The sequence below is a fragment of the Burkholderia sp. BCC1638 genome, from assembly GCF_902833195.1.
Lineage (GTDB): Bacteria > Pseudomonadota > Gammaproteobacteria > Burkholderiales > Burkholderiaceae > Burkholderia > Burkholderia diffusa.
On the sequence record NZ_CADFEC010000010.1, the window covers coordinates 131,108 to 157,869 of the forward strand.

The 26,762-nt window shown below is 63.9% G+C and carries 20 protein-coding genes and 2 pseudogenes; 7 read left to right on the plus strand and 15 right to left on the minus strand.

From position 1 onward, the window contains the following. Positions 1–115: 115 nt before the first annotated feature. Both HWX22_RS14560 and HWX22_RS14565 read left to right on the plus strand, forming a co-directional pair. Positions 116–1,894 carry a Wzy polymerase domain-containing protein gene (locus tag HWX22_RS14560; protein WP_175915873.1) on the plus strand — a complete coding sequence of 593 codons (1,779 nt, stop codon included), beginning with the start codon at positions 116–118 and terminating at the stop codon, positions 1,892–1,894. 409 nt (positions 1,895–2,303) lie between these two features. Further along, a complete protein-coding gene (locus HWX22_RS14565) occupies positions 2,304–2,654 on the plus strand; it encodes a TonB family protein (RefSeq protein ID WP_059528021.1) in 351 nt (116 codons plus the stop codon). An 83-nt stretch (positions 2,655–2,737) separates the two neighbouring features. On the opposite strand, the pseudogene HWX22_RS14570 reads toward HWX22_RS14565, so the two are convergent. The 6 genes and pseudogenes from HWX22_RS14570 to HWX22_RS14595 form a co-directional block, all read right to left on the minus strand. Next, positions 2,738–3,004: pseudogene (locus HWX22_RS14570) on the minus strand (hypothetical protein); the annotation flags it as partial. A gap of 180 nt (positions 3,005–3,184) precedes the next feature. Continuing rightward, positions 3,185–4,462 (minus strand): glycosyl hydrolase, encoded by a 1,278-nt coding sequence (locus HWX22_RS14575; protein WP_244135228.1) that lies wholly within the window; start codon positions 4,460–4,462, stop codon positions 3,185–3,187. A 100-nt stretch (positions 4,463–4,562) separates the two neighbouring features. Next, positions 4,563–5,714 carry a glycosyl hydrolase gene (locus HWX22_RS14580; RefSeq protein WP_175915875.1) on the minus strand — a complete coding sequence of 384 codons (1,152 nt, stop codon included), beginning with the start codon at positions 5,712–5,714 and terminating at the stop codon, positions 4,563–4,565. A 79-nt stretch (positions 5,715–5,793) separates the two neighbouring features. Beyond that, on the minus strand, positions 5,794–6,663 hold the full coding sequence (locus HWX22_RS14585; RefSeq protein ID WP_059690619.1) for a hypothetical protein: 870 nt from the start codon (positions 6,661–6,663) through the stop codon (positions 5,794–5,796). Further along, positions 6,656–9,343 carry a type VI secretion system tip protein VgrG gene (locus HWX22_RS14590; protein WP_175915876.1) on the minus strand — a complete coding sequence of 896 codons (2,688 nt, stop codon included), beginning with the start codon at positions 9,341–9,343 and terminating at the stop codon, positions 6,656–6,658. The genes HWX22_RS14585 and HWX22_RS14590 overlap by 8 nt, the downstream gene beginning before the upstream one ends. A gap of 218 nt (positions 9,344–9,561) precedes the next feature. Next, positions 9,562–9,669, minus strand: a pseudogene (locus tag HWX22_RS14595) (cyclic pyranopterin monophosphate synthase MoaC); the annotation flags it as partial. A gap of 360 nt (positions 9,670–10,029) precedes the next feature. Between HWX22_RS14595 and HWX22_RS14600 the strand changes: the two are divergent. Then, complete coding sequence (locus tag HWX22_RS14600; protein WP_175915877.1) at positions 10,030–15,069, plus strand: type ISP restriction/modification enzyme; 5,040 nt, start codon at positions 10,030–10,032, stop codon at positions 15,067–15,069. A 71-nt stretch (positions 15,070–15,140) separates the two neighbouring features. Here HWX22_RS14600 and HWX22_RS14605 read toward each other — a convergent pair whose 3' ends face one another. The 3 genes from HWX22_RS14605 to moaC all read right to left on the minus strand — a co-directional run bounded on the left by HWX22_RS14605 (position 15,141) and on the right by moaC (position 17,361). After that, the gene (locus HWX22_RS14605; protein ID WP_175915920.1) at positions 15,141–16,412 is read right to left on the minus strand and encodes an IS256 family transposase; all 1,272 of its coding nucleotides are present in this window, start codon (positions 16,410–16,412) and stop codon (positions 15,141–15,143) included. Beyond that, positions 16,403–16,741 (minus strand): hypothetical protein, encoded by a 339-nt coding sequence (locus tag HWX22_RS14610; protein WP_175915878.1) that lies wholly within the window; start codon positions 16,739–16,741, stop codon positions 16,403–16,405. Before HWX22_RS14610 ends, HWX22_RS14605 begins: the two co-directional genes overlap by 10 nt. A 140-nt stretch (positions 16,742–16,881) precedes the next feature. Further along, a complete protein-coding gene (gene moaC / locus HWX22_RS14615) occupies positions 16,882–17,361 on the minus strand; it encodes a cyclic pyranopterin monophosphate synthase MoaC (protein WP_175915879.1) in 480 nt (159 codons plus the stop codon). A gap of 275 nt (positions 17,362–17,636) precedes the next feature. Here moaC and HWX22_RS14620 point away from each other — a divergent pair, with 275 nt between their 5' ends. Further along, positions 17,637–19,331 (plus strand): M48 family metalloprotease, encoded by a 1,695-nt coding sequence (locus HWX22_RS14620; RefSeq protein WP_175915880.1) that lies wholly within the window; start codon positions 17,637–17,639, stop codon positions 19,329–19,331. A gap of 31 nt (positions 19,332–19,362) precedes the next feature. Here HWX22_RS14620 and HWX22_RS14625 read toward each other — a convergent pair whose 3' ends face one another. From HWX22_RS14625 to HWX22_RS14650, 6 genes are all read right to left on the minus strand, one after another. Continuing rightward, positions 19,363–19,968 carry a DUF2946 family protein gene (locus HWX22_RS14625; protein ID WP_175915881.1) on the minus strand — a complete coding sequence of 202 codons (606 nt, stop codon included), beginning with the start codon at positions 19,966–19,968 and terminating at the stop codon, positions 19,363–19,365. Next, positions 19,961–20,998, minus strand: a complete 1,038-nt coding sequence (locus tag HWX22_RS14630; RefSeq protein ID WP_059528000.1) for a hydrolase — start codon at positions 20,996–20,998, stop codon at positions 19,961–19,963. Before HWX22_RS14630 ends, HWX22_RS14625 begins: the two co-directional genes overlap by 8 nt. Before the next feature lie 33 nt (positions 20,999–21,031). Next, entirely contained in the window at positions 21,032–21,478 is a 447-nt protein-coding gene (locus tag HWX22_RS14635; protein WP_175915882.1) for a nuclear transport factor 2 family protein, read from the minus strand. Positions 21,479–21,593: 115 nt separating this feature from the next. Beyond that, positions 21,594–22,631, minus strand: a complete 1,038-nt coding sequence (gene waaF, locus HWX22_RS14640) for a lipopolysaccharide heptosyltransferase II (protein ID WP_059527997.1) — start codon at positions 22,629–22,631, stop codon at positions 21,594–21,596. A 137-nt stretch (positions 22,632–22,768) separates the two neighbouring features. Next, positions 22,769–22,963 (minus strand): zinc-finger domain-containing protein, encoded by a 195-nt coding sequence (locus tag HWX22_RS14645; protein ID WP_006749970.1) that lies wholly within the window; start codon positions 22,961–22,963, stop codon positions 22,769–22,771. 50 nt (positions 22,964–23,013) lie between these two features. After that, positions 23,014–23,937 carry a branched-chain amino acid transaminase gene (locus HWX22_RS14650; protein WP_059447778.1) on the minus strand — a complete coding sequence of 308 codons (924 nt, stop codon included), beginning with the start codon at positions 23,935–23,937 and terminating at the stop codon, positions 23,014–23,016. A gap of 205 nt (positions 23,938–24,142) precedes the next feature. Between HWX22_RS14650 and HWX22_RS14655 the strand changes: the two genes are divergently transcribed. The 3 genes from HWX22_RS14655 to HWX22_RS14665 all read left to right on the plus strand — a co-directional run bounded on the left by HWX22_RS14655 (position 24,143) and on the right by HWX22_RS14665 (position 26,695). Further along, positions 24,143–24,898 carry an AzlC family ABC transporter permease gene (locus HWX22_RS14655; protein WP_175915883.1) on the plus strand — a complete coding sequence of 252 codons (756 nt, stop codon included), beginning with the start codon at positions 24,143–24,145 and terminating at the stop codon, positions 24,896–24,898. Continuing rightward, positions 24,895–25,218 (plus strand): AzlD domain-containing protein, encoded by a 324-nt coding sequence (locus tag HWX22_RS14660; protein ID WP_175915884.1) that lies wholly within the window; start codon positions 24,895–24,897, stop codon positions 25,216–25,218. Before HWX22_RS14655 ends, HWX22_RS14660 begins: the two co-directional genes overlap by 4 nt. 280 nt (positions 25,219–25,498) lie before the next feature. Beyond that, on the plus strand, positions 25,499–26,695 hold the full coding sequence (locus HWX22_RS14665; protein WP_006481732.1) for a phosphoglycerate kinase: 1,197 nt from the start codon (positions 25,499–25,501) through the stop codon (positions 26,693–26,695). The last annotated feature ends 67 nt before the right edge of the window (positions 26,696–26,762 follow it).

Consider the following 26,762-nt stretch of genomic DNA (forward strand, 5'->3'; position numbering starts at 1 on the left):
GCGGTGTCCGCCGGCCGGCTGCGCTCGCTCCACGGCATGGGTGATGGCACGACGCGGCCGCACAGAGGGGGGAAAGTTTTGTATAGTGCGCCGGTTGCTGACATCCGGTTCGCTCATGCCTTCTACTTTTTCCCGTTCGTTGCCGCTCGTTGCGCTGGCTGTCGCCCTGATCGTGCCGTACTCGATCACGAATCACACGTATCCGATCCCGACCTTCTATTCCGAGTTTGCCGCGCTGGTGCTGTATCTGCTGGTGGGTCTCTCCGTCGTGCTGCTTGCACGCACGGGCCGTCCGGCGGAGCCGTTCGCCGCGCCAGCCGCGTTCGTCGCGCCGCTCGGGTTCGCGGCGGTGCTGATCGCGCAGGTCGCGCTCATGCCGCTGAAGGTGCCGTCGATGAACTGGCTGGCGGTCGGCTATCTGGCCGCCGCGCTGGTCGCGATGCAGGCCGGCTACACGCTCGCGCGCGAGGGGCTCGCCGAAGCCGCCGCGCGCATGATGTCCGGCGCGCTGCTGCTCGGCGGGATGCTCGCGGTCGCGAGCCAGGTCATGCAGTTGTTCCATCTCGAATCCGCGGTGTCGCCGTTCGTGGTGGTGTACAACATCGCGGTCGATCGCCGTCCGTACGGCAACATGGCGCAGGCGAATCACCTGGCGACCTACATCGCGTTCGCGCTCGCGGGCGCGCTGTATCTGGTGCAGACGCGCCGGCTCGCGGTGTGGGCGTGGCTCGCGCTGTCGATCGTGCTGTCGGTCGGGCTCGCGTTGACGGTGTCGCGCGGCCCGTGGCTGCAGGTTGCAGTCCTGGTCGTCGCGGGTTTCTGGATGGCGTGGCTCGAGTCGCGCCGCGCGCCGGGCAACCGCCGCGCATGGGTGATCCCGGTCGCGCTCGCGGTGGCCTTCGTCGCGGTGAATGTCGCGGTGCGCTGGGCCAACGTGCATTTCCATCTGGGGCTCGCCGAGTCGGCGGCCGACCGGATGCGCGACGCGGGGCAGATCGCGCCGCGCCTCGCGCTGTGGAAGTACGGGCTCGCGATGTTCCGCGAGCATCCGGTGCTCGGCGTCGGTTGGGGCGAGTTCCCGTCGCACCAGTTCGCGCTCGTGCGCACCCTCGGCGGTGTCGAGATCGCGAACAATTCGCACGACATCTTCATCGACCTGCTCGCGAAGTCCGGCCTCGTCGGTCTCGGCGTGCTCGTCGTCGCGCTCGTGACATGGTTCGTGCGCGCGGTGCGCGCGCCGCAATCGAGCACGCGCGTGTTCGGCCTCGCGCTGATCGGCATCCTGTTGATGCATGCGCTCGTCGAATATCCGCAGCAGTACATGTTCTTCCTGCTGCCGGCGATGTTCGTGATCGGCCTGCTCGAGGTGAAGCCGCTGCGCATCCTGCCGGGCCGCGCGGCGTTCGGGCTGTTCGCGGTGCTGTCGTTCGGCGGCGTGCTGGCGGCGGTGCCCGTGCTGCGCGACTACCAGCGCGCGGAAGTGCTGTATTACGGCAGCGATCCGGCCGCACAGTACCGCGATGCGCCGTCGCTGCTGTTCGGCGCGTGGGGCGACTACGGGGCGGCCACGCTGCTGGCGATTTCGCCGGACAACCTGCCGCTCAAGCTCGTCGCGCATGAGCGCGCGATCGCGCTGCTGCCCGGCGAGACGGTGCTGCGCCGCTATGCGGTGCTGCAGGCGCTGGCCGGTCGCGAAGCCGACGCGCTCGATACGGTCGCGCGCCTGCATGTGTTCGCGAAGGAGTTGAAGGACTGGCCGCAGCAGCTCGCGTCGCTGTACAAGCTGTGCGATCAGCAGCCGGAGCTGAAAGCGTTCAAGGCGGCCGTCGTCGCGAAGTACGGGGAAGTCCCGGCCAACGCGGACGAAGACGACTCGGACGACGATTCCGAGTGACGCCGCGCAGCGCCGGGCGGGGAATCCCGGTGCTGGTCGGATCGCGGTGAGGTAGGCGAGCGATGGCGGCACGGGACGGTGCGGCGATTGCTTCCTGCAGGGAATGGATCACTGCCGAATCCGGCAGGATTCGCGTCAACCATTGTCAAATCGCCGCCACGCGCGAGGTGGCACGTGCACAATGCGCGAAAGCGTTCGCATGCAAGGTCGCCTGGTGTGGGCCGCCCGGCGCGAGCGCAGCGCCCGGATCTCCGGGAACCGCCAGGCAGGATCGCGATCGGACAGCCTTCGGTCGCGCGGCCGTCACGGGGCGCCGGTCCGAGGGCCGCGGCGCAATGCGGTGCATTCTGGACGAAACCGGCCGGCGTGCGGCGCTCCTCCAGAACAGTGTTGAAGAACGATATCGACCATGACTATTCGCTCGACCTACCTGATCCTGCCCGCTGTCGCCATGCTGTTTTCAGGCTGCGCGATGATGTCGTCGTCGCAGGATAGCAAGCTGACGTGCCACATTCCGCGTGCCGTCTACCCCGATAGCGCGAAGCCGCTTACGCGTCCCGTCACCGTGCTCGTGCGCGCGCTGATGACGACGTCGGGCGAAGCGCAGAACGTCACGATCACGACGAGCAGTCGCAACACGGCCGCGGATCGCGCGGCAGTCGAAGCGATGACGCACGCCACCTGCACGCAGACGGGCGCGACCGCGAATCCTTTCTTGCTGACACAACCGTTCGTGTTCGAGCCGCGTCGCGGTGAGTGAGGGGCGGCCGGCGCTGCCGGTTATGCCGCGTCGCGCCAGCCGCTCGCTGTCGTTTCTTCTCCGCCGCTGTGCGCAGCCGCGGTTCAATGCTGCGGCATCAGATTTGCGCCGTGACAAGCCGGCTCGGCTGCCTTGCGCAGTCCGAGCATCGTGAACCCGTTGCGCTCCTGGCGGATCAGCGCATAGCGCCGCGCCACCGTGTTTCCGTCCTCGCCGGTCAGATCCAGTTCGACCTCGAAGCGATCCTTGCTGTCACAGCAGCCGCGCACGGGGCCGGACGCGAACCCGGTATCGGCAGCGTTGCTTGCGGCGTGGAACGCCTCTCGGTCATCCAGCGCCGCCGCGGCGGCCGCGGATTGCGGACTTGTTGCACGCGGTGTTGCGCGTCGACGGCGGCGCGCGCGGCGGTGTCGGCGGCGGGGCAGGGGCTGGCGGCGAAGATGGTGGGCGATACGGTAACGCACAGCACGAGTGCGGCGCGCTGCAGCGATTTGTTCATTGAATGGAGTCTGCGGGCGTCGCGAGGGGATTCAGTCGTGTGAGGCAGTGGTCATTCGGACAGGGAACGACAGTTTCTCCAGTCTTTCATCGAGCAGCGAATAGAGCGTGTTCGTATCCTGATCGAAGTACCGGCTGTTATCGACGATTTCGTCGACTTTCTGTTTCCAGGTCCTGCCTGCGTCAGTGCTGCTGACCATCAGGGGGACCGGGGGATCATCGATTGCCTGCCTGGGGTCGGTCGCATAGATGAGCAACAGGCCGTCGCGGCCCACGTCGAGGTCGCTCAGGATGAGCTTCCTGTCAAACGTGGTCACTTGCCGGACTCGCTCGGGGTGCGTGTCTGCCCACGTTGAAAGCACGCCGGGCCGGCGTGCTCGATCGGGATCGGTATCGCCGCCGCTCTCGTCGTCGACGAGAGACAGTGCGTAAAGCGCGTAACCACCGGTCGTGGCCGGTGTCGACGCGAGACGGATGACGGTCTGGTTCGGCAGGACGGTATCGGGAACGAACGTCTGCTGATCCGGCGCGAGCCGATATACGACGCTGCGAGCGGGGGCCGTGGCCGACCGTTTGACATGGCAAGCAACTCGCAGGGCGCCGTCGGGGCCAAGGTTCACCGCGTTGAAATTGCGCCAGGGGCTACCGGGGGCCACTGCATCCGGCGGTAGTGCAATCCGCTGCCAGGACTCGCCGCCGTCGGATGTTCGCCGGACGGCCGGGCCCCGGCCGATCGCGTAGCCGTGCCGTGCGTCGATGAAGAGGAGCTGATCGATGTCTTCGTCCTCGTGCCATTCAAGTTGCGACCAATGGCGGCCACCGTCGAGCGATTTCCAGACACGGGTTTGCTGCCAGATGAAGTCGTCAGCGGGGCGCGGCGACGTATAGTTCATCCGGCCGACACTGATCAAGTGGGCATGACCGCCTCGTGAATGCCACCACGCGATGTGCTGGCCGGGCGCTTGAAAGACGCGCTGCAGTCCGCGATCGAGCGTGCCGCGGAAGAAATTCGCGGTCCGCCGATTGAGGGTTTCCGCCGCGTTGTTCATCCATGGTTCGGTGGGTTCGGCAACCGTCGGATTCTTCCACTCGTCCGCAGGCTTCAGCGTCACCACGGGATCGGCGATCGTGAGCGACATGATTTCGTTGCCGGTGATGTAGAAATCACCGATACCTGTCGGCGGGTCGGGCCAGGTGACCTGCGACGAAACGGTTTCCCATCGGGGGCCGGAGTTTTGGTACAGCAGAATCAGTACGATGCTTCCGATCGTGACGGCGGCCAGCCGCTTCAGTCGGGATCGATTGCGCATGGGACTGGCTGAAGTCGATACAGGGATCATGTGGCTGGCCGTGCCGCGGACGTCGTCCGATTCTGCGGACGCGGCCCGCGGCAAACGCGTCAGGCGGCGATCAGAATTGCCGTTTGCGCAGCGTATAGGCGAACACTGAATAGAGCGTGTTCGTTTGTGGGTCGAAGTAGCCGCCCTGTGAGGCCTTGTCGGTGGTCTGCTGCCACGTCTTTCCGCCGTCTGTGCTGCTGATCGTCAGGTCGATCGGGGCGCCACCGCCGTTCGCGGTGTTCGGGTCGGTCGCGTGGACCAACAGGACGCCGTTGCGACCCGCGCTCAGTCCGTTGAGCGTCAGCGGGCTGTCAAACGCATGTAGCGCCTGGATGTGGTCGGGGTGCTCACTGGTCCAGGTCGAAACGACGCCCGTACCACGACCGCTGCCGGATTCGCCATTTGTACGCGACAACGCATACAGTGCGTAATCCCGGGCGGGTGCCGGCGGCGATTCGAGGCTGACGATAACCTGTCCGGGAAGCACCGCTTCCCGGACGAAGTCCTGCTGACTCCACGCGAGCCGCCACACAACTGTCATCGGTTGCGGATGCTCGGCGTCTTCGATCTGACATGCAATGCGTAGTACACCGTCGGGACCGAGATTGGTACCATCGAAAGTCCGGCGCGGCTTGCTTGGGATGGTGGCACCGGGCGGCAGCTTGATTTCCTGCCACGATTGCCCGCCGTCGGCCGTGCGCCATACGTGTGGTCCCCAGCCGATCGCATAACCCCGTTGCGCATCGATGAACAGCAAGCGATTGATGTTGCGGTCCGTCGCCCATTCCAGCTGGGACCAATGCTGGCCACCATCGCTCGACTTCCAGAGCCTGGTTGTCTGAGGCGAAGCCCCGTCACCGGGACGCGGTGCCGCGTAGTCCATCCAGCCGGTACTGACGTACAGGACCTGCCAGTCAGGCGTGTACCACCATGAAGCGGTCTGGCCCGGTTGCTGGAAGTGGCGCGCGACGCTACCGCCCAGTGTGCCGCGCAGGAAACTGACGGTCGACCGGTTCAGCCGCTGGTTCGAATCGTCCATCCAGGGTTCGGCAAATTCCGCGACGTCAGGACTCTTCTGCTCGCTCTCCGGCTTGAACCTGAGCTCCGGTCTCGCAACCTTCAGCGACATGAAGTCGTTGCGTTGCACGCGAAATGCGCCTGCCCCGTACGGCTTGTCGTTGCGCATGAATTCGGTCGATACCGTTTCCCACCCTGAAGTCATTTCCGTGTATCCGTAAATAGCGATCGGGAGAACAAGAACGCATCCCGCGACCCAAAGCCATCGTTTTCCCATTTGCATGTCACTTCACCAGCAGCCTTCCGAGCGCCTTGCCGACCGGATCGTCGACGTCCCACCCCTCGGCCTTGTTCCTGAGAACGGGAATGGCCGAATCGCGCGCCTGTCCCCACGTTCTGCCGTCGCCCCATTCCTGAATGTTTGGACGCGTTCCGATCCTGACGAGATCCATGATCGGCAGGTCCGCCAGCCCGCCGTCCAGATAGGCCATCGGGTGCGTCTTGAATGCGAATTCCTTGAACTTTTCGGTGTTCATTTCCAGCTCGAACTGCGGCCACGTCATATCGACGCCACCGTTTCCCGGTGTTGGGCTGGCCATCTGGATCGTATTGCCCATCATGTTTTGATTCAGTCCGTCTTCCATGTTGACCTGAAGCAGCTTCCTCGCTTTGTTCAACCACGCCTTTCCCTGGGGGCTGAGTCGAGGGTAGAGGTTCGCTCCATAGTCGGAACAGTAGTAGTAGCCGTAGCTGATGTAGTAGTCGGGCGGCTTATGCCCGCATCCGACATGACGCATCATGAAGTTTCCATGCCGCGACCAGTCGGAATCCGAACTCTCCGGCTCTATCAATCGCTCGCGCCGGTGCAGGAGCTTGTGCGCAACATCGGAGTCGGTCCACGGATCCCACGATAGCGCGAAGCCCTTGATGGTCGACCAAATGCTCGACATGCTGACCTTTTCGACCGTCTCCAGATAGGCGCCATGAAGTGGCCGATAGTAGAACGGACAAGTGCCGACGATCCATTTCGGTGCCGGCGTGACATGCTTGTCGCAGATCTGGATAGCCACCTTCGGCCGATCCTTGTACCCCGTCGGCGTCAGCATCCCCGCGCCGGTACCCAGCACGTTGTCCTTCTGTTGCACGTCAGCCATTCGATTTCCCTAAGAACTTGACGATGACGTCATGCGGCACGTGGCTCTGCGTGAGCCCCGTCTCGCCAGCCGCGTTGGTGACGCCTTCCGAGATCAGCGCGCCGTTCGAGAACATCTGGTATCGCGTGTTCGCGACCGGAATGTCGGTGCCGGCCCAGTGCGCGATGAACGCCTGGTCGTAGTTGCCGCTCGAGTTCGGCAACGTCGGCAGGGTTTGCGACAGGTGCGTGGGGCCGTCGAACACGTGCTGCGCGCCCTTGATGTCGACCTTGCCGGGTGCGTGCACCTCGATGTTGCCATCCGCGATGCGGATGTAGGCGCCGCCGGACGTCAGCAGGATTTCCTTCGCCGCCGCGCCTTCGATCGACTGCGTGGCCGCCACCAGTTTCAGCGCCTTCTGCGCAGTCAGTTCGATGTTGTCCGCATGCGCCTGGATTTCCACCTTGCCCTTGCCGGCGAACAGCTTCATGCCTGCGTTCTGCGCGAACAGGCTGATCCGGTCGAGGACGCTCGCGATCAGCGACTTCCCGGCAGCGACGTGCGTGCTTTGTCCGCTGACGAGGTTGACGTGCCGGTCCGCGGCGAACTGCACGGATTGCTGCGTCGACAGCGCGATGCCGGCCGGGCTGCCGAACAGCATCACGGGTTCCTTGAACGCATTGGCGCTGCCGGTTCCGCCGCCGCCGGTTCGCCCGCCCGACGCGCTGCCGCTCACGCTGTTCTGCGTCGCGTCGCTGAACTGCTTCAGCGCCGAGTGGCCGGCGTCGAGCGACTCGCCCTGATGCTGCGCGCTGACCTCCGACATCGCTTCCATCAGGCCTTCCGCCCTGACGAGCTGCTCTTGCGTTTCCTTCACGTCGAGCGGCTGGCTCGCCGGCTGTTTCGGATGCGTCGTGACGTACAGGCCGCGGTTCGCGCGAACCGCGCCGAATGCGTCGGCGCGCAGGTCGAAGCCGCTGCCGAGATAGCTGCCGCGGTCGTTGCCCGTATGGTCGATCAGATAGCCCAGGTGCAGGTGCGTGTTTGCCTGGCTGCTGTACAGGTGCACGCGGTTCTGCGACGTCGCGTCGTCGAGCACCAGCTGGTTGAAGCCGACGCCCGAATATTCCCTGGACCGGTATCCGGACAGGATCCCGTTGCTGTGCCATTGCGGACGGGTCGCGCCGTTGTACAGCTTTCCAACGACGATCGGACGATCGCAGTCGCCGCCGAGGAAATCGACCAGCACTTCCTCGCCGCTGCGATGGGGGTGAACGGCGCCATAGCCATTGCCCGAATCCGACGCGGCGGCGCGCAGCCAGCACGAGGCCTTCTCGTCGCCGTCGTTGAGACGATCCCAGTGGAAGCGAACCTTGATGCGGTTGAGTTCGTCGGTATGGACTTCCTCGCCTTGCGGCGCGACGACGATCGCCGATTGCAGATGCATCGGCGGCTTCGAATGTTCGAACGGGCTGCGGAACGGCACCGTCGTGCGCTGCGCTTCGATGCTGACCTGAAAAATGCCCTCGCTGCCATCCGGATGCCGGACGTGCGGCAGGTCCGCACCGCCGGCCCGCACGAGATCGTCGATTTCGGTCTGCAGGCTATGCGGGAACCTGGCCTGCCGATTGCCGACGGGCAGGTTGTTGGCGATGCGCCAGACTGTCTCGATCACGGCGAAGCGGCGCTGGCCGGCATCGTCCTTGTCGTGTTCGGGGTGATCGGCTAGCTCGAACGTGCGTCCCGCGTCCATGCGCCGGACGCCGCCGATGCCGTGAAAGCGCTTCGCAAGCGACTCCTGCTCCTCCATCCAGATCTTCGACAGATGGTCGCCGCGAGACTGTTCGGGGTACGTGTAGGCGCCGGTGTATTCGTAGACTTCGAGCTGCTGCGGCAGGTCGCCCTGGTTCGCGATCGTCGGCGTGTGGGTTGCCTTCGGATTCGACGCAGTGGGCGGCTGTTTGTAGTCGAACGTGCGCGTCGTGCGCTCGACGCTGCGCAGCGTGCGCGTGCCGGAGAACTGGACGAGCGTGTCGGCCTCGTCGTGTGCGCCGGCGTGATGAAAGCGCAGGGTCTGCGGCGACAGCGCGGGCAGCGCGTCGATCGTGTCGACGACGACGAGCTTGTGCGACTTGCCGTCTTGCGCCTGCTCCCAGAAACCGTACAGGCCTTCCGATTCCAGCAGGCGGTGCACGAAGTTCCAGTCGTCCTCGTATTGCATGCAGAACGAGCGCGACGGCAGCGGCCGGTGGAGCCTGAAGTCGAAGCAGCCCTTGGCTTGCGGGTGCTGGTTCAGGACGTCGGCGATGATCTCGTCGGCGGGTTTGTCCTGCCAGATGCGCTGGTCGCGGCGGAACTTCAGGAAGTGCAGGAACGACGCGAAGACGATCTGATAGTGCGTGAGGCCGCTGTCCGACCCGAGCCGGCGGGCCGCGTGCACATACCCGTGGTGCGGCGCGTACGACTTGTCGGCCTGCTGGATCCGCAGCGTGACGGGCTGTGCGATCAGCTTCTTGAGCTCGATATCGTCGGACACCGACACGGCGTCGACGGTGAACTCGAAATGACGCCCAAGCCGCGATCGTCCCTTGACGCGATGGGGCAGCAGGACGTCAGGGCCGAGCGGCGTCTCCAGCTTGACGAGTCGTTCGTCCTGGATCGGCCCGGCCTGCAGCGCGTTTCTCAATGCTTGCGAATTCATCACCCGTGCTCGCTTTTTTTGTGCTGGGTCGCACGCTCTCCCGTGCGGAATCCGGTAATTGTATGAGATAAACGGCAGTTATCTCGAATTTGCCTTTCAACGATATTTCAAATACGGTCAGCGCGTTGGCCTGACAGGGGAGGCCGCGCACGTCATGCAGTCGAACGACGGTCGGGCGTGGGTCGTACCGGGCCCCAACCGACCGCCCCCGCGGCCGCTCAGCCCGCCGCGTCCTCCGCTTTCCAGTCCCCCGACTTCCCGCCGCGCTTCTCCCGCACGCTCACGTCGGTGATCATCATCCCGCGATCCACGGCCTTGCACATGTCTTGGTGCGGATTCTATCCCTGATTTTATAGTTATAAATCAAAGACTTATTGGTGATTTTGCATTCGATCTCGACCAATCCGGTTGGTTGGGTGGAGCGGCGTTGGAGCAGGGTTAGAACAAGAAAATCTGCTATTCCGACGCCAGCGCAAAAGTTTACGCGATGAGTCGTATGGGATGCCAGAGTCGCATTCTTGGACATGCACCGAAGCTGGGTGATGCGCAGCACTGGCACTACGTCAGTCTCGATGCCCGCGTTGCTCGCCCGTGCTTCGTGAATGCCTCAGATGTGTACTGATTGGCCGAAAGGCATAATGTCGGCTTCGTGGCGTATTCGTCACAATAACAAGCACCTCAGCACTATGACCGCACTCGAAATGCTTCTCGATACCTTCCGCCAAGCCGCCGTTACTGAACGGGAGAAGGGAACCTACTTCGAAGAGTTGATCGTCACCTATTTGCGGAACGAAGCTACGTACCGCGACCTGTACAGCGATGTCTGGACCTATGCGGAATGGGCTGACCTGCAAGGGCTGGACAAGCGCGACACGGGTATCGACCTTGTGGCGAAGACGCGTGGCACGGACGAGTTCCATGCGATCCAGTGCAAGTTGTTCGCGCCGAACCACAAGGTCCAGAAAGGCGACATCGACAGCTTCTTCACGGCATCGGGCAAGAAGCCATTCACGCGCCGGATCATCGTCGCCACGACGAATCTTTGGAGCGAACACGCCGAAGATGCCTTGCTGGATCAGCAGCCGCCAGTTAGCAAGATCGACCTGACGGCTCTTGAAGAGAGCCAGATCGATTGGGCCCAGTATCAGCCCAAGGCTGCGCCGGTCATCAAGGCGAAGAAGCAGCTACGCCCGCACCAGGCCAATGCACTGAACGCCGTTGTTCATGGTCTGGCGGATGCAGACCGTGGCAAGCTGATTATGGCTTGTGGTACCGGGAAGACGTTTACCAGCCTGAAGATTGCCGAAACGTTGGCCGGTGCGGGCAAGCGTGTACTGTTCCTTGTTCCAAGCCTGTCGCTGCTTTCGCAGTCCCTGACGGAGTGGACGCAGGAGAGTGAGACGCCGCTTCATAGCTTCGCGGTCTGTTCCGACAGCGACGTTGGCAAGAAGCGCAAGAAAGAAGACGACATGGTGCAAACTTTTGTCCACGAACTGCGCTACCCGGCCACGACGGATTCGGCCCGATTGGCTGCTGAGATGGCAAAGCGGCACGACGTGTCGCACATGAGCGTTGTGTTTTCGACCTACCACTCGATTGATGTCATTAGCCGCGCGCAGAAGCAGTTCGGGTTGGCCGACTTCGACCTGATCGTTTGCGACGAAGCACACCGCACGACCGGCGCGACCTTCGGCGATGACGACGAAAGCACCTTTGTTCGGGTCCACGACGCTGATTACATCCGCGCTGCCAAGCGCCTGTACATGACGGCGACGCCACGTATCTATGGGGATTCGGCCAAGGCCACGGCTGAACGGGACAACGTGGCGCTTTGTTCGATGGACAACGCGGCACTGTACGGCGAAGAATTGTTCGTCATCACCTTCTCGGAAGCCGTGAAGCGCGGGTTGCTGGTCGATTACAAGGTGATCGTGCTGGCTGTCGAAGAGACGCACGTCAACCGGCGTCTGCAAGACCTGCTGAAGGACGAGAACAACCAGTTGAAGGTGGATGATGCGGCCAAGATCGTTGGCTGCTGGAAGGCTCTATCGAAGCAGGGATTGACCGAAGACTTGGTCGGCGACGGCGACCCCATGAAGCGTGCAGTGGCCTTCTGTCAGGTCATCGAAGTCTCGAAGGGAGCGAAGACGCACAAGGTTAGCTCGAAGCAGATCAAGAACATGTTCCAAGCGGTCGTCGAAGCCTATCAGGAATCTGACGAAACCGAAGAGTTTGAACAGGCCGCCCGACTTCACTGCGAAGCCGAACACGTTGACGGCGGCATGAATGCCAGCGAGAAGGAAGAGAAACTGGCGTGGCTGAAAGCTGAGACGCCGGAAAACACCTGCCGCATTCTCAGTAACGTTCGTTGCTTGTCGGAAGGTGTAGACGTTCCTGCGCTGGATGCCGTGCTGTTTCTGACGCCGCGTAACTCTCAGGTTGACGTGGTGCAGTCGGTCGGTCGCGTGATGCGCAACGCACCGGGGAAGAAGCGTGGGTATGTGGTGTTGCCGGTAGTGATCCCGGCTGGCGTCGAACCACACGAAGCCCTGAACGACAACAAGACCTATGCCGTGGTCTGGCAGGTCTTGCAAGCCCTGCGTTCGCACGATGACCGCTTCGACGCGATGGTGAATAAGCTCGATCTGATCGGGAAAGACACCAGCAAGATGGAAGTCATCGCGATCACCGACAAAATCCAGAAGAAGCAGCAGAAAGGCAAGGGGCCAAAGAACAAGGATGCCGGTAAGGGCGGGTTCACCATCGGCGAAGCGGTTAAGAAGCGCACGGAACCTGATCAACAGGAACTGCAATTCGAGATCGGCGAAATCGAGAAGGCAATCTATGCCAAGCTGGTGCAGAAGGTCGGCAACCGACACCACTGGGAAGACTGGGCGAACGACATCGCGAAGATCGCCCGGACCCACATCGACCGCATCACCGGCATCATCGAGAATCCCGAGAACACGAAGGAACGGGAAGCGTTCAATGCATTCGCTGTTGAACTGCGTGACGACCTGAACGGCAGCATCACTGACGGCGAAATTGTCGAGATGCTGGCGCAGCACCTTATCACCAAGCCCGTGTTCGACGCTCTGTTTGAAGACTACAACTTCGCGAAGCACAACCCGATGTCGCTGGCAATGCAGAGCGTGTTGGACGTTTTGCAAGAACTCCGACTGGATAAAGAAGCCGACACGCTGGAACGGTTCTATGAGAGCGTGAAGATGCGGGCCGAAGGCATCGACAATGCATTGGGCAAGCAGAAAATCGTGGTGGAGCTATATAACAATTTCTTTGCCAAGGCGTTCCCGCTGCTTCGAGACAAACTTGGCATTGTCTACACGCCGGTCGAAGTCGTGGACTTCATCATTCATAGCGTGGGACATGCATTGCGGACCGAATTTGGTCAGACATTAGGTAGCAAGGGTGTCCATATCATCGATCCGTTTGTCGGGACTGGCACGTTCGTGACCCGCCTGTTGCAAAGCGGTCTGATCAAGCCGGAAGAACTGCCGCACAAGTACAAGCACGAAATACATGCGAACGAGATCGTCCTGCTGGCCTATTACATCGCCGCGATCAATATCGAAGCGGTCTATCACGGCATCGTAGGTGGTGCGTATCAGCCGTTTGAAGGTATCTGCCTTGCTGATACCTTTCAACTTTACGAGAAGGAAGACTTGGTTGACGCCGCGCTGGCGCAGAACAGCGCCCGCCGAAAGCGCCAGAAGAAATTGGACATCCGGGTCATCATGGCAAATCCCCCCTATTCGATTGGACAGGGTAGCCAAAATGACAACAACCGGAATGTGGACTATCCGGATCTTGATCAGCGCATCGCTGATACTTATTCTGCGCATTCAAATGCTACCCTTTCAAAGGGTCTGTACGATAGCTACGTTCGCGCTATACGCTGGGCCAGTGATCGTGTCGGCAAAAGCGGGCTAATCGGCTTTGTGTCTGGTTCGGGTTATGTGGAGAAGCCCGCGATGGACGGAGTGAGACGATGTCTTGCCAATGAATTCTCCAGCATTTACGTGGTGAATTTACGTGGCGACATTCGTAAGAATATGCTCAGCAAGGGGCGCGCAAAGGAAGGCCAGAATATCTTCGGTAGCGGTAGCATGACCGGGGTTGCCATTACGTTGTTTGTGAAGAACCCGGATGCCGAGCAACACGGCAAGGTTCACTACTACGACATTGGAGACGATCTTACCCGCGAAGAGAAGCTGGGCGCACTTCAAGGTTTCGGCAGTACGGCCGGAATTTCGCAAGCACAAGCATGGCGGGATGTTGTTCCCGATTCGCATGGCGACTGGATCGGTCAGCGTGATTCCGGATTCGCGGAGTACATGGCGTTGGGGGATAAAAAGGGTGGCGGCGAAAAGATATTTGAAAGCTTTTCGTTGGGGGTGGCTACCAACCGCGATGCTTGGTGTTACAACTCGTCAAGGTCGGATGTCGCGGCCAATATGAAGCGAATGATTGCCTTCTATGACAGCGAAGTGGATCGTTTCACTCGTCAATTCGGAAGTCTCGACAAGAAAACTAAGGAAGCCAAGGTTGACGGATTTATAGACACTGATCCGTCGAAGATAAGTTGGACCCGTGGATTGAAACAGGAACTTGTCAAAGATCGACGATTCGGCTTCGAACCCGAGTGCCTTACACAAAGTCTCTACAGACCGTTCACGAAGCAATGGCTATATTTCAACCGCCGCTTCAATGAAATGGTGCTGCAAATGCCCCGTATCTTCCCGGATGCCGCTGCCGAGAACCGGGTGATCTGTGTATCGGGGGTTGGCGCGCGAAGCGGATTCTCTGCACTGATTTCTGACCGATTGCCGTGTCTGGACACAATCGAAAAGGGGCAATGCTTTCCCATGTATCTCTACGATATAGCGGACATCGACTCTGCTGACGCAGGTGGGGATCACCGCGCCGAGTCCAAGACGCAGAGAAATCTGTTCCTAGAAGACGCTCCCGAATTTACCAATACTTCGGAAACGAAGCATAAGCGTCGCGACGCCATCACTGACGAAGGTCTGGCATACTTTGAAGGCTTATATTCTGGCGAACAGATAAGCAAGGAAGACGTGTTCTACTACGTCTATGGGTTGCTGCATTCGCCGGACTATCGAGAACGCTATGCCGACAATCTCAGTAAAGAGTTACCACGAATCCCGTGCGTAAAGTTGGCTGCTGATTTTTGGGTGTTCTCGAAGGCTGGCCGGAAGCTGGCCGACCTGCACATCAACTACGAGACGGTCGAGAAGTACGCGCTGGAAATCGACAGCGGCGGACGGCGCTTGACCGATGCCGACTACCGCGTCGAGAAGATGAAGCCCGGTAAGAACGGCAAGGACAAGGACCTGACCACCCTGATCTACAACGACAAGATCACGGTAAAGGGTATCCCGCTGGAAGCTTATGAATATGTCGTCAATGGCAAGCCCGCGTTGGATTGGGTGGTCGAGCGGCAGTGTGTCAGAGTTGATGATGGCAAGAGCGGTAGCGGCATCGTTAACGATGCGAACGACTACGCCATCGAGACGATGAACAATCCACGCTACTCCTTGGAACTGTTCCAACGGGTCGTGACGGTCAGTCTCGAAACGATGAAGATCGTGAAGTCGTTGCCGCGTCTCGATGTTCAGCAGTCGGGGCCGACTGTCGGTCAGTTGGTCGAAGCGAAGGGCGAACCGGATGCGCTGACGGCATAGGTGATTTACGTGGTCGGCGACCGCGATTGAACCTGTCCGCATTTTTGTGGGCGAGGCGGTTGAACAACAGGTTATCCGCGCGCCTGCATAAACCGCTCGCCGAACAGGATAGCAAACTGGTTCATCGCTGATTTCCAGTCGAAGGCGGACCGCACGGTCTTGGCCAGGACATTGCGCAGCGCCAGCCAGAGCAGCTTGATGGCCGCCTCGTCATTCGGGAAGTGACCGCGGGTCTTGATGATCTTGCGCAACTGCATGTTCAAACTTTCTATGGCGTTCGTGGTGTACACGACCCGTCGAATCTCCGGCGGGAACACATAGAACGGTATGACGTGTTCCCAAGCGCGTTGCCACGATTGCACGACAGTCGGGTACTTCGCACCCCAGGGACCGTCGGCGAAGTCTTGCAGCGCCTGCCTTGCCGCCTCTTCGCTGGCGGCTGCGTAGATCGGACGCAGTGCTGCGGCGAGCGCCTTGCGGTCCTTGTAGCTGGCGTACTCGAGACTGTTGCGGATCAGATGCACGATGCAAGTCTGAACGGTGGTCCGGGGATAGGCGGTGCCGATGGCCTCGGCCAACCCTTTTAGGCCATCGACGACGGCGATCAGGATATCCTGACAGCCGCGAGTCTTGAGCTCGTTGAATACCTTGAGCCAGAACTTGGCGCCCTCGGTCTGCTCGATCCAGAGGCCCAGCACGTCGCGCTGGCCATCGGCCTGAATGCCCAAGGCAAGATACACGGCCTTGTTGCTGACCACGCCGTCGTCACGGATCTTGACCCGTAGTGCATCGAAGAACACCACCGGGTACATCACCTCAAGCGGGCGGCTCTGCCAGGTCAACGCGTCGGCCATGACCTCGTCGGTGACTGAGCTGATGAAGTCGGGCGAGACCTCGGTGCCGTAGCTCTCGGCCAGAAAGGCCTGAATCTCGCGCACACTCATGCCACGTGCGTACATCGCGATAATGCGTTCGTCGAAACCGGTAAAGCGGCGTTCGTGCTTGGGAATCAGGATCGGCTCGAAACTGCCGTCGCGATCGCGGGGGACTTCGACCCGAACCGGGCCGCGATCGGTGATGACTGTCTTGCCGCTGGCGCCGTTGCGCTCGTTGGCTTGGCCGGCCGGCTTGGGCTGGCCAGGTGGGTAGCCCAGATGCAGATTGATCTCGGCGCCCATCGCTCGTTCGATGACCGCCTTGTTGAACGCCAGCATCAAGTCCTGAACCTCGGCTGGCGACATTGGACCCTTGACCAACTGGTCCAGCAGTTCCTTGGGCAGTTCAGGCAGCGGCCCTCGGGCCGCTACCTGACGCGCTACGGTTTGTCTCTTCTTCATCGGCATATCCATGGCCGCCACACCTCATGATATGCCCCGCCCACAAAATGACGGATAGGTCCGGTGCGGCAGGTCGCCCGAAGTCGCGGTATTTCATCTGACGCGCCCTTTCGGGTTGGCATCACATCAGCGATGTAGCGTTCGATGATGTCTTTGAGCGTGTTGGCTTCGGCTTCCCCGCGACTGACGAAACTGCCCCTGTCCATCTCAGTTTCGATGAATCGCGCCCACTGTTCGGCATCGGCTCGGGTGTTGAATGTCTTAACTTCGATCGGGAATCCCTTACGGCGAACCCGTGCCTGCCATTTGTCGTTTCTACGCTGTATCGCTGCCATTCCTGTCTCCAAGTGGAGCAGGATTGGAGCAAGATCGGATTTTTCACCTTGTCGCGGTGACCGGGGCGATGGGGCACCGGCCAGCCGTCAATGCGGGAGAGGCGTTAGTTTGATTTGGAAATCTACATTAAATCAACGCCTTACTCTTCCGCTTTCCAGTCCCCCGACTTCCCGCCGCGTTTCTCCCTGACGCTCACGTCGGTGATCATCATCCCGCGATCCACGGCCTTGCACATGTCGTACACGGTCAACAGCCCGACCTGCACGGCAGTCAGCGCTTCCATCTCGACGCCGGTGCGCCCGAACGTCTCGACCTGCGCGACGCAGTGCACGCCCGGCAGGGCGTCGTCGAGTTCGAAGTCGACGGCCACGCGCGTCAGCGCGAGCGGGTGACACAGCGGAATGAGGTCGGCGGTGCGCTTCGCGCCCTGGATCGCGGCGATGCGCGCGACGCCGAGCACGTCGCCTTTCTTCGCCTTGCCGTCGCGGATCAGCGCGAACGTCGCCGGCAGCATCCGGATCGTGCCGCGTGCGATCGCGATGCGTTGCGTTTCCTCTTTGCCGCCGACGTCGACCATGTGTGCGTGGCCCGCGGCGTCGAAATGGGTGAGTCCTGACATGTCTTGCTCCAGTGGAACGGAGTGCGCGCGCGAGCACGTCCCTCGATCCGGCTTCGCGATCGGTCGGGGGCGCCGAATCCCGTATCCGCACCCCGATCCGATCCAACGTTTCAACGGGCGCCTATCATAGCAGTGGCCTTCGCGGCGCCGAGCGCGCAGATGGCGCATTTGCCGCGCGGGACAGTCGCGATGTCGCCGGTACAATGACCCGAATATTCAGACCAAACGCCGCGATGCGCGCCCGGCGCGCGGGATGGCGTCGCTTTCATCCTGCCATGCGTGTCAAACAGTTGCTTGCCGTGTTGCTGTCGGCGGCGCTCGTGCTGCCGCCGAGCGGCCATGCACAGCGCACGTCCGCGCTGCCGCTCGAGCCGGCGGCAGGCGAGTCACCGTCGATTTCCACGGTGCCGTCCGGCATCGCGACCGGCGTATTCGGCACCTACGGCGGCGCGGAGAGCCGGTTTTCCGGCGCCGATGGCGCGTCCGCGCCCGTCGCGAGCCTGCGCGCACCGCTGCGCGCGCTGGAGCTGCCCGACCTCGGCGACGGCTCCGGCGGTTCGCTCACGCCGCGGGCCGAACGGCGTCTCGGCGAGCGTGTGATGCGCGAGGTGAGGCGCGATCCGGACTATCTCGACGACTGGCTCGCGCGCGACTATCTGAACGCGATCGCGAAGCGGCTCGCAGCCGCGGCGGCCGCGCGCTACATCGGCGGCTACATGCCGGATTTCGAACTGTTCCCGGTGCGCGATCCGCAGATCAACGCGTTCTCGATGCCGGGCGGCTTCATCGGCATCAACAGCGGGCTGGTCGTCACGACGCAGACGGAATCCGAACTCGCGTCGGTGGTCGGTCACGAGATGGGCCACGTGCTGCAGCGGCACATCGCGCGGATGATCGGCGCGAACGAGAAGACCGGCTACACGGCGCTCGCGACGATGCTGCTCGGCGTGCTGGCGGGCGTGCTCGCGCGCAGCGGCGATCTCGGCAGCGCGATCGCGATGGGCGGGCAGGCGTACGCGGTCGACAACCAGTTGCGCTTCTCGCGGTCGGCGGAGCGCGAGGCCGATCGCGTCGGGTTCCAGCTGCTCGCCGGCGCCGGCTACGACCCGTACGGAATGCCGGGCTTCTTCGAACGGCTCGAGCGCGCGTCGATGGGCGATGCGGGCGTGCCGGCCTATGCGCGCACGCACCCGCTGACGGGCGAACGGATCGCCGACATGGAAGATCGCGCACGCCGCGCGCCATACCGGCAGCCGCGCCAGTCGGCCGAATACGGCTTCGTGCGCGCACGGCTGCGCATTCTGCAGAATCGCGCGCCGAACGACATCGCGGCCGAGGCGCGCCGGATGCAGCTCGAGCTCGACGATCGCACGGCGCCGAACGTCGCGGCGAACGAATACGGGATCGCGCTCGCGAACATGCTGCTCGGCCAGTACGACGCGGCCGACAAGGCGCTCGTGTCGGCCCGTGCCGCATTCGACGCGCGCGAGCGGCGCGCGGACGATCCCGAGACGAGTTCGCCGAGCCTCGACGTGCTCGCCGCCGACATCGCGCGCCGCGCGGGCCGGACCGACGACGCGGTGCGGCTCGCGGCGCTCGCGCAGCGGCGCTGGCCGGCGTCGCACGCGGCGATCGTCGCGCACCTGCAGGCGCTGATCGCCGCGCGCCGCTTCGCCGAAGCACAGACGCTCGCGCGCACGGAGGCGCAGGCGGACCCCGAGCAGCCGGACTGGTGGGAATATCTCGCGAAGGCGAGCGACGGCCGGGGCGACGTGCTCGCGCGGCGGCGCTCGCTCGCGGAGAAGCTGGCGCTCGACGGCGCGTGGCCGTCGGCGATACGCCAGCTGAAGGAGGCGCGCGACGCGAAGGACGTGTCGTTCTACGACCAGTCGATCATCGGCGCGCGGCTGCTGGAATTCGAGGCGCGCTACAAGGAAGAGCGCGAGGACGAGAAGAACGGCCGCGGATAACGGCCGTCAGGCGGGCAGGGTGGGTTGCGCGTCAGCTTTCGACGCTGCCGTCGCGGCCATCTGGCGAGCTGCGGCGCGCCCGCTGCGCGGGACTCGCGACGAAGCCGAACGTCGCGGGCACGTCGGCGCAGGCGAGATTGCCGAGCGACAGCGTGCACCCGTCGCGCCAGCGCAGCACGGGCGGCGTCGCGTCGAAGTCCGCGTGATCGGCGAACAGGCCGAGGTCATGGTCGTGCAGCGCCGCGACGCGCGGCGGCGTGCCGGCCGCGCGAAACAGCACGCCGCCCGCATCGTCGAGCCACGCGGCGTCCGGTTCGAACGGCGCGCCGGTCTGGTCGGCCAGCGCGAGTTGCCCGTCGCGTTCGGCCAGGCGCACGACCCACGGCGTATAGGCGAGCTCGACGTACACGCGCTGCGGCCCGTTCTGGAAGAACCACTGGCCGTGCGCGTCGCAGTCGTAGTTGCGCCCGATGAACGCGTTCAGCGCCGCATGCCGGACCGGCGAGCCGAGCGCTCCCGCGGCCTGCGCGGCGTCGTCGCGCAGCCGCCATTCGCCGCGCCGGTCGAGCAGCAGCCAGCCGGTGCAGTGCGGCACGTTCGGCCACTTGGCGAGGGCCTGCCTGACGATGTCATCCATGGTCGACGAATTTCGAGCAATAGCCGAACACCCGCGCCGACAGCCAGTCGAGGCGGCCGGGGAACGGCCCGGTCATGAATCCCGCGTGGCCGCCGTCCGCGGGCTGGTCGAGCTCGACGGCCGGCGACACGTCGGCGGCGCTCGGCAGCGCGGATTCGGGCAGGAACGGATCGTTGCGGGCGTTGAGGATCAGCGTCGGCACGTCGATCGCGGGCAGCAGCGGGCGCGTCGTGGCCTGGGTCCAGTAGTCGTCGGCGTCCGCGAAGCCGTGCAGCGGCGCGGTCACGACTTCGTCGAAGTCGCGCATCGTCACGGCCCGCAGCATCGCGTCGCGGTCGAACAGCCCCGGATACTGGTCGAGCTTCGCGAGCGCCTTGCGCTTCAGCGTCTTCAGGAAGCTGCGCGTATAGACCATCGCGAAGCCCTGCGACAGCGCGAGGCCGCCCGCATGCACGTCGATCGGCGTCGAGATCGCGGCGGCCGCGTGCACGATCGACGTGTCGCTGCGGTGCTCGCCGAGCCAGCGCAGCAGCACGTTGCCGCCGAGCGACACGCCGGCCGCGACGACCGGCCCGCGATGCTGCGCGGCGAGCCGGCGCAGGATCCAGTCGACCTCGGCGCTGTCGGCGAGATGGTAGAAGCGCGGCTGCCGGTTGAGCTCGCCGCTGCAGCTGCGAAAGTGCGGGACGACGGCGTGCCAGCCCTTCGCGCGCGCGGCGGCCATCATCGCCAGCGCGTAATGCGAGCCGGAACTGCCTTCGAGGCCGTGGAACAGCACGAACAGCGGTGCGTCGGGCGCCGGGGCGGCACTGTCGAGATGCGCGACCCAGTCGAGATCGATGAAGTCGTGGTCGGGGGTTTCCCATCGCTCTCGTCGGTACGCGACCGCCGGACGCCGTGCGAACAGCGCGGGCACGATGGTTTGGGCATGGCTGTTCGGCAGCCAGCGCGGTGCGCGATAGCGCAATGAATCGTCGTCGGGGGCCGGGGCCCCGGTCAGCGGCGAGGTGGGCGGAGAAGCCGTACTCATGATCGCCCCGCTAATGCGTTGCTTCGTTCTTCGTCAGTGCAGCGGACCCTGCCCGTGACGGATCTTCGCGGCGAATTGTCCGGCCGCTTGTTCGGGAATCGGGCTCGCGTGAATATGCGCGATGCGCCACTCGCCCCGTTCGTGAATCATCACGTACGTGGCGAAAACCATGTCCGGTTCGGCCGTCAGGTCGGCCTGCTGATGCGCCTCGGCGATCGTGTAGACGACGGTGCAGAGACTATCGTATACGCGGATGTCGAGCGGTTCGATCGTCACGGGACGCGTCGCGAGGCGGTTCGCCAGCCCGCTGCGGATCTGGTCGAGGCCGTGCAGATGCTCGCCGTCGGCCCAGACGCAGCTGGCGAAGTCCTCGTCGATCCACAACCCCAGCAGCGCGTCGAGATTGGCATCGGCGACGGCCTGGTAGTAAGCGTTCAGCGTATCGGCAGCGGCTTCGAAAAGGCGGGCAAAACGTGGCATCGGGGTTATCTCTCGCGCGCGTCGCGCGCCGTATTCAGCACGGCGGCCCGGATGGAGCCGCCGTACACCGGTGAATCGGATTGCCCGGCGCGTCGTGCGACGCTGCCGGCCAGGGTCAGCGCTGCCCGACGAGCATGCCGCGCAAATCGCCGAATACCTGCTCGGGACCGAGTTGGCGCAGGCAGTTCAGATGGCCGAGCGGACACTCGCGTTCGAAGCAGGGACTGCATTCGAGATGCAGCCATTGTACCTTCGCCAGCTCCGACAGCGGAGGGGTGTGGCGCGGATCCGTCGAGCCGTACAGCGCGACGAGCGGCCGGCGCAAGGCGGCCGCGACGTGCATCAGCCCCGAATCGTTGGTCACGACCGCGTTCGCGCGCGCGATCAGCGCGCACGCCTCGGACAGCGACGTCTGCCCGCACAGGTTGCGCACGTTCGGCGCGTGGTCGGCGATCGCCTGCGCAGCGGCGGCGTCCTTCTGCGAGCCGAGCGCGACGATCTGCGTGTACGGGAACGACTGGTGGACGATCGTCGCGAGCGTTGCGAAGTGCTCGGGCGGCCAGCGCTTGGCCGGGCCGTATTCCGCGCCGGGGCAGAACACGACGAGCGGCTTGCGCGTATCGAGATTGAATCGTGCGGACACGCGCGCCGTCTCGTTCAGGTCGGCGTCGAGGCGCGGCGCGGGCAGCGTCTTCATCGACTCGGGCAGCTTCGCGCCCGGCGCATACGCAAGCGCCGCGTAGTGGGTCGTCATCGGCGGACGCTCGGCCGACTTGTCCGGGTTCGCGTGCCGCACGTTCAGCAGGCCGTAGCGGTGCTCGCCCGTGTAGCCGATCCGCAGCGGAATGTTCGCGAGCCACGGGATCACCGCGGACTTCAGCGAATTCGGCAGCACGTACGCCGCGTCGTAGCCGACGTCACGCAGGTCGGTCGCGAGCTGCCAGCGGCGCAGCAGCTGCAGCTTGCCGTGCGCGAGGTCGGTCGCGTAGACATCGTGGATCTCGGGCATCCGCTCGAGCACGGGCGCGACCCAGGTGGGCGCGACGGCATCGATCGCGATGCGGGGATGGAGCTTTTTCAGCAGCGCAAAAAGCGGCTGCGCCATCAATGCGTCACCGATCCAGTTCGGTGCGATAACCAGCGCTCGACGCATCAGGTCGACTTCCGATGTCGTAATGAAGCACGGCGCGCATGCACCGCGTTCGGGTTGTCAGAACAGGAAAAGGGCGGCGCGCCGGGGTTCCGGCTGCGCCGCCTCGCGTGCGGCGGGCCCGCGGGCCCGGCCAGGGCTCAGTGGCCCTTGACCACCTCGCCGTCGCGCAGCTTGTAGCGCGTGCCGCAATACGGGCAGCGCGCCTCGCCGTGCGACACGTCGATGAAGACGCGCGGGTGCGCGCTCCAGCGCGCCATGGCCGGGTTCGGGCAGTAGGCGGGGAGATCCTTGGCCGTCAGCTCGACCAGCGGCATTTCCTTGATTTCACTCATGAGACTTTCTCTTATCACTCTTTTGTGGGGCGGTCGGTGGCGCAGCGCACTCAGACCTTCGTCAGCCAGTGCGCGTACTTCGCGTTCTTGCCCGACACGATATCGAAAAATGCCGACTGGAGCTTTTCCGTGACCGGGCCGCGCGCGCCGCTGCCGATCGTGCGGTTGTCGAGCTCGCGGATCGGCGTGACTTCGGCGGCCGTGCCCGTGAAGAACGCTTCGTCGGCCGTGTAGACCTCGTCGCGCGTGATGCGCTTCTCGATCACCTCGATGCCGGCGTCCTTCGCGAGCGTGATGATCGTGTCGCGCGTGATGCCGTCGAGGCACGACGACAGGTCCGGCGTGTACAGCTTGCCGTTGTTCACCAGGAAGAAGTTCTCGCCGGAGCCTTCCGACACGTAGCCGTCGACGTCGAGCAGCAGCGCTTCGTCGTAGCCGTCGGCGGTCGCTTCCTGGTTCGCGAGGATCGAGTTCACGTACCAGCCCGACGCCTTCGCGCGCACCATGGACACGTTCACGTGGTGGCGCGTGAACGACGACGTCTTCACGCGGATGCCCTTCGCGAGGCCGTCCTCGCCGAGGTACGCGCCCCACGGCCAGGCGGCGATCGCGACGTGGATCGTGTTGCCCTTCGCCGACACGCCGAGCTTTTCCGAGCCGACCCAGATGATCGGGCGCAGGTAGCACGACTCGAGCTTGTTCTCGCGGACGACTTCGAGCTGCGCGGCTTCGAGCGTTTCGCGGTCGAACGGCACGTCCATCTGGAAGATCTTCGCCGAATTCAGCAGACGTTTGGTGTGCTCGCGCAGACGGAAGATCGCGGTGCTGCCGTCGGCCGTCTTGTACGCACGCACGCCCTCGAAGACGCCCATGCCGTAGTGCAGCGTATGGGTCAGGACGTGGATCTTGGCGTCGCGCCAGTCGATCAGCTTGCCGTCCATCCAGATCTTGCCGTCGCGGTCGGCCATTGACATAGGATTCTCCTGGGAAGCAGTTGTGCAGCGGGTTGTGTGCAGCATTGAGCCGGAAAGACGCTTATTTTAGCGTCATTTGAAGGCGATCCGGTCGGTCGGCACGGGGCCGGCGCTATAATCGCCCGGTACCGATTCCAATAACGACGGGTCGTACCGGCAGGAGGCGCCGGCGGCCCGACGAACCGCCCGCCGCGGCCCGCTTCCCATGCTCGCTCGATTCTCCGCCACCGACCGCTTCGCGCTGATCCAGGGCGCGCGCGACTATTCCCCGACACTGATGGCGATCCTGTCCTGGGGGCTCGTCACCGGGGTCGCGATGAGCAAGTCGGTGATGACGCTCGGGCAGGCGAGCGCGATGTCGATCTTCGTCTACGCGGGCTCGTCGCAGCTCGCGGTGCTGCCGCTCCTCGTCGCGAAGCTGCCGATCTGGACGATCCTGCTCACGGCCACGATGGTCAACATGCGCTTCGTGATCTTCAGCGCCGGGCTTGCGCCCCATTTTTCCTACCTGCCGCTGTGGCGGCGCCTCGCGATCGGCTATTTCAACGGCGACGTGATCTACCTGCTGTTCCAGAAACAGGGCTTCGCATACGGCCACGCGCCGGGCAAGGAGGCGTATTTCTGGGGGATGGCGCTCGCGAGCTGGGCGTCGTGGCAGGTGTCGTCGCTCGCCGGCATCCTGCTCGCGAGCTTCTTTCCCGCGAGCTGGGGGCTGGAGCTGGCCGGCACGCTCGCACTGCTCCCGATCATGGTGTCGGCGGTCGCGAACCGCTCGACGCTCGCGGCCGTCGCGGTCGCGGGCATCGTGTCGCTGATCGCGTTCGACCTGCCGTACCGGCTCGCGCTGCCGATCGCGGTGCTGGCCGCGCTCGCGGCCGGGTGCACGGCCGATTTCTTCGTCGAACGCGCCGACTGGCGCCGCATCCGCACCGAAACCGTGCACGAAAAGGAAATCGAATGAGCGCGACGGAAATCTGGATCGTGATCGTCGGGATGACGATCGTCACGGCCGTCACGCGCGCGCTGTTCCTGATCGGCGGCGAACGCACCGTGCTGCCCGAGCGCGCGCAGCGCGCGCTGCGCTACGCGCCGGCCGCCGCGCTCGTCGCGGTCGTGCTGCCCGACGTGCTCGAAACGCCGACCGGGCTGTCGTTCGCGCTATCCAACCATCCGTTTTACGCCGCGCTCGCCGGTCTCGGCTGGTTTTTGTGGCGGCGCAGCATGCTCGGCACGATCGTCGTCGGGATGCTCGTTTTCACCGTGCTGCGGCTGATCTTCTGACGAATCGCCGTGCCCGCCCACCGGGTGCCGGCCAAGGGCAAGCGCGTATTGTTGCGTTGCGGAAATGTGTCGACGGCCGCTTACGATCCCAAATAGGCGGAATTCGCCGCCGCACGGGTCAGTCTGCCGGGTGGATCGGCTAGAATGCCCGTTCGAGATTTTTTACCCGTGCGCGTCATGCGAACCGCCAGCCACGGCCGCATCCGGCGCCCTTTCGCGGCAGCCCGCGCACGTCCAGCGTGAACCCCCTTTCCCCATCCACTACTTCAATCTGTTCAACATGAGCCAAGTCAAGCGTCTTACCGACCTGATCGCCGCCGGCCAGCTCGCCGGCAAGCGGGTGTTCATCCGCGCCGACCTGAACGTCCCGCAGGACGATCACGGCAACATCACCGAAGACACGCGCGTGCGCGCGTCCGTGCCGGCCATCCAGGCCGCGCTCGACGCCGGCGCGGCCGTGATGGTCACGTCGCACCTCGGTCGTCCGACCGAAGGCGAGTTCAAGCCGGAAGACTCGCTCGCACCGGTCGCGAAGCGTCTCGCCGAACTGCTCGGCCGTGACGTGCCGCTCGTCTCGAACTGGGTCGAGAACGGCGTGAACGTCGCGCCGGGCCAGGTCGTGCTGCTCGAGAACTGCCGCGTGAACAAGGGCGAGAAGAAGAATTCGGACGAGCTCGCGCAGAAGATGGCGAAGCTCTGCGACGTCTACGTGAATGACGCGTTCGGCACCGCGCACCGCGCGGAAGCGACCACCCACGGGATCGCGAAGTACGCGCCGGTCGCGTGCGCGGGCCCGCTGCTGGCCGCCGAACTCGACGCGCTGGGCAAGGCGCTCGGCAACCCGGCTCGCCCGTTGGTCGCGATCGTCGCCGGTTCGAAGGTGTCGACCAAGCTGACGATTCTCAAGTCGCTCGCCGGCAAGGTCGATCAGCTGATCGTCGGCGGCGGCATCGCGAACACGTTCATGCTCGCGGCCGGCCTGTCGATCGGCAAGTCGCTCGCGGAAGCCGATCTCGTCGCCGAGGCGAAGGCGATCATCGACGAGGCGCGCGAGCGCGGCGCGTCGGTGCCGATCCCGACCGACGTCGTGACGGCCAAGGAATTTTCGCCGACGGCCGCGGCCACGGTGAAGCAGGTCGCCGACATCGAAGCGGACGACATGATCCTCGACATCGGCCCGGATACGGCCAAGGCGCTCGCCAGCCAGCTCGAGAAGGCCGGCACGATCGTCTGGAACGGCCCGGTCGGCGTGTTCGAGTTCGACCAGTTCGGCAACGGCACCAAGACGCTCGCCGAAGCGATCGCCAAATCGTCCGCGTTCTCGATCGCGGGCGGCGGCGACACGCTCGCGGCCATCGCGAAGTACGGCATCCATGACCAGGTCAGCTACATCTCGACGGGCGGCGGCGCCTTCCTCGAGTTCCTCGAGGGGAAGAAGCTGCCGGCAGTGGAAGTGCTCGAAACGCGGGCGGCCTGAGCGTGGCGGCGCGCGCAGGGGTGACGAGGGCCGCGCGCTCCGCGAAGGCGGAGCAGCCGGCCGGCGC

Excerpts from the sequence above, each read along its gene's own strand:
- HWX22_RS14645 (WP_006749970.1), bottom strand. The coding sequence starts at position 22,963 with ATGAGTGAAATCAAGGAAATGCCGCTGGTCGAGCTGACGGCCAAGGAT.
- HWX22_RS14620 (WP_175915880.1), top strand. The coding sequence starts at position 17,637 with ATGCGTGTCAAACAGTTGCTTGCCGTGTTGCTGTCGGCGGCGCTCGTG.
- HWX22_RS14635 (WP_175915882.1), bottom strand. The coding sequence starts at position 21,478 with ATGCCACGTTTTGCCCGCCTTTTCGAAGCCGCTGCCGATACGCTGAAC.
- HWX22_RS14660 (WP_175915884.1), top strand. The coding sequence starts at position 24,895 with ATGAGCGCGACGGAAATCTGGATCGTGATCGTCGGGATGACGATCGTC.
- HWX22_RS14655 (WP_175915883.1), top strand. The coding sequence starts at position 24,143 with ATGCTCGCTCGATTCTCCGCCACCGACCGCTTCGCGCTGATCCAGGGC.
- HWX22_RS14625 (WP_175915881.1), bottom strand. The coding sequence starts at position 19,968 with ATGGATGACATCGTCAGGCAGGCCCTCGCCAAGTGGCCGAACGTGCCG.
- HWX22_RS14650 (WP_059447778.1), bottom strand. The coding sequence starts at position 23,937 with ATGTCAATGGCCGACCGCGACGGCAAGATCTGGATGGACGGCAAGCTG.
- moaC (WP_175915879.1), bottom strand. The coding sequence starts at position 17,361 with ATGTCAGGACTCACCCATTTCGACGCCGCGGGCCACGCACACATGGTC.
- HWX22_RS14585 (WP_059690619.1), bottom strand. The coding sequence starts at position 6,663 with ATGGCTGACGTGCAACAGAAGGACAACGTGCTGGGTACCGGCGCGGGG.
- HWX22_RS14580 (WP_175915875.1), bottom strand. The coding sequence starts at position 5,714 with ATGACTTCAGGGTGGGAAACGGTATCGACCGAATTCATGCGCAACGAC.
- HWX22_RS14630 (WP_059528000.1), bottom strand. The coding sequence starts at position 20,998 with ATGAGTACGGCTTCTCCGCCCACCTCGCCGCTGACCGGGGCCCCGGCC.
- waaF (WP_059527997.1), bottom strand. The coding sequence starts at position 22,631 with ATGCGTCGAGCGCTGGTTATCGCACCGAACTGGATCGGTGACGCATTG.
- HWX22_RS14575 (WP_244135228.1), bottom strand. The coding sequence starts at position 4,462 with ATGCGCAATCGATCCCGACTGAAGCGGCTGGCCGCCGTCACGATCGGA.
- HWX22_RS14665 (WP_006481732.1), top strand. The coding sequence starts at position 25,499 with ATGAGCCAAGTCAAGCGTCTTACCGACCTGATCGCCGCCGGCCAGCTC.
- HWX22_RS14560 (WP_175915873.1), top strand. The coding sequence starts at position 116 with ATGCCTTCTACTTTTTCCCGTTCGTTGCCGCTCGTTGCGCTGGCTGTC.
- HWX22_RS14610 (WP_175915878.1), bottom strand. The coding sequence starts at position 16,741 with ATGGCAGCGATACAGCGTAGAAACGACAAATGGCAGGCACGGGTTCGC.
- HWX22_RS14565 (WP_059528021.1), top strand. The coding sequence starts at position 2,304 with ATGACTATTCGCTCGACCTACCTGATCCTGCCCGCTGTCGCCATGCTG.
- HWX22_RS14605 (WP_175915920.1), bottom strand. The coding sequence starts at position 16,412 with ATGCCGATGAAGAAGAGACAAACCGTAGCGCGTCAGGTAGCGGCCCGA.
- HWX22_RS14590 (WP_175915876.1), bottom strand. The coding sequence starts at position 9,343 with ATGAATTCGCAAGCATTGAGAAACGCGCTGCAGGCCGGGCCGATCCAG.
- HWX22_RS14600 (WP_175915877.1), top strand. The coding sequence starts at position 10,030 with ATGACCGCACTCGAAATGCTTCTCGATACCTTCCGCCAAGCCGCCGTT.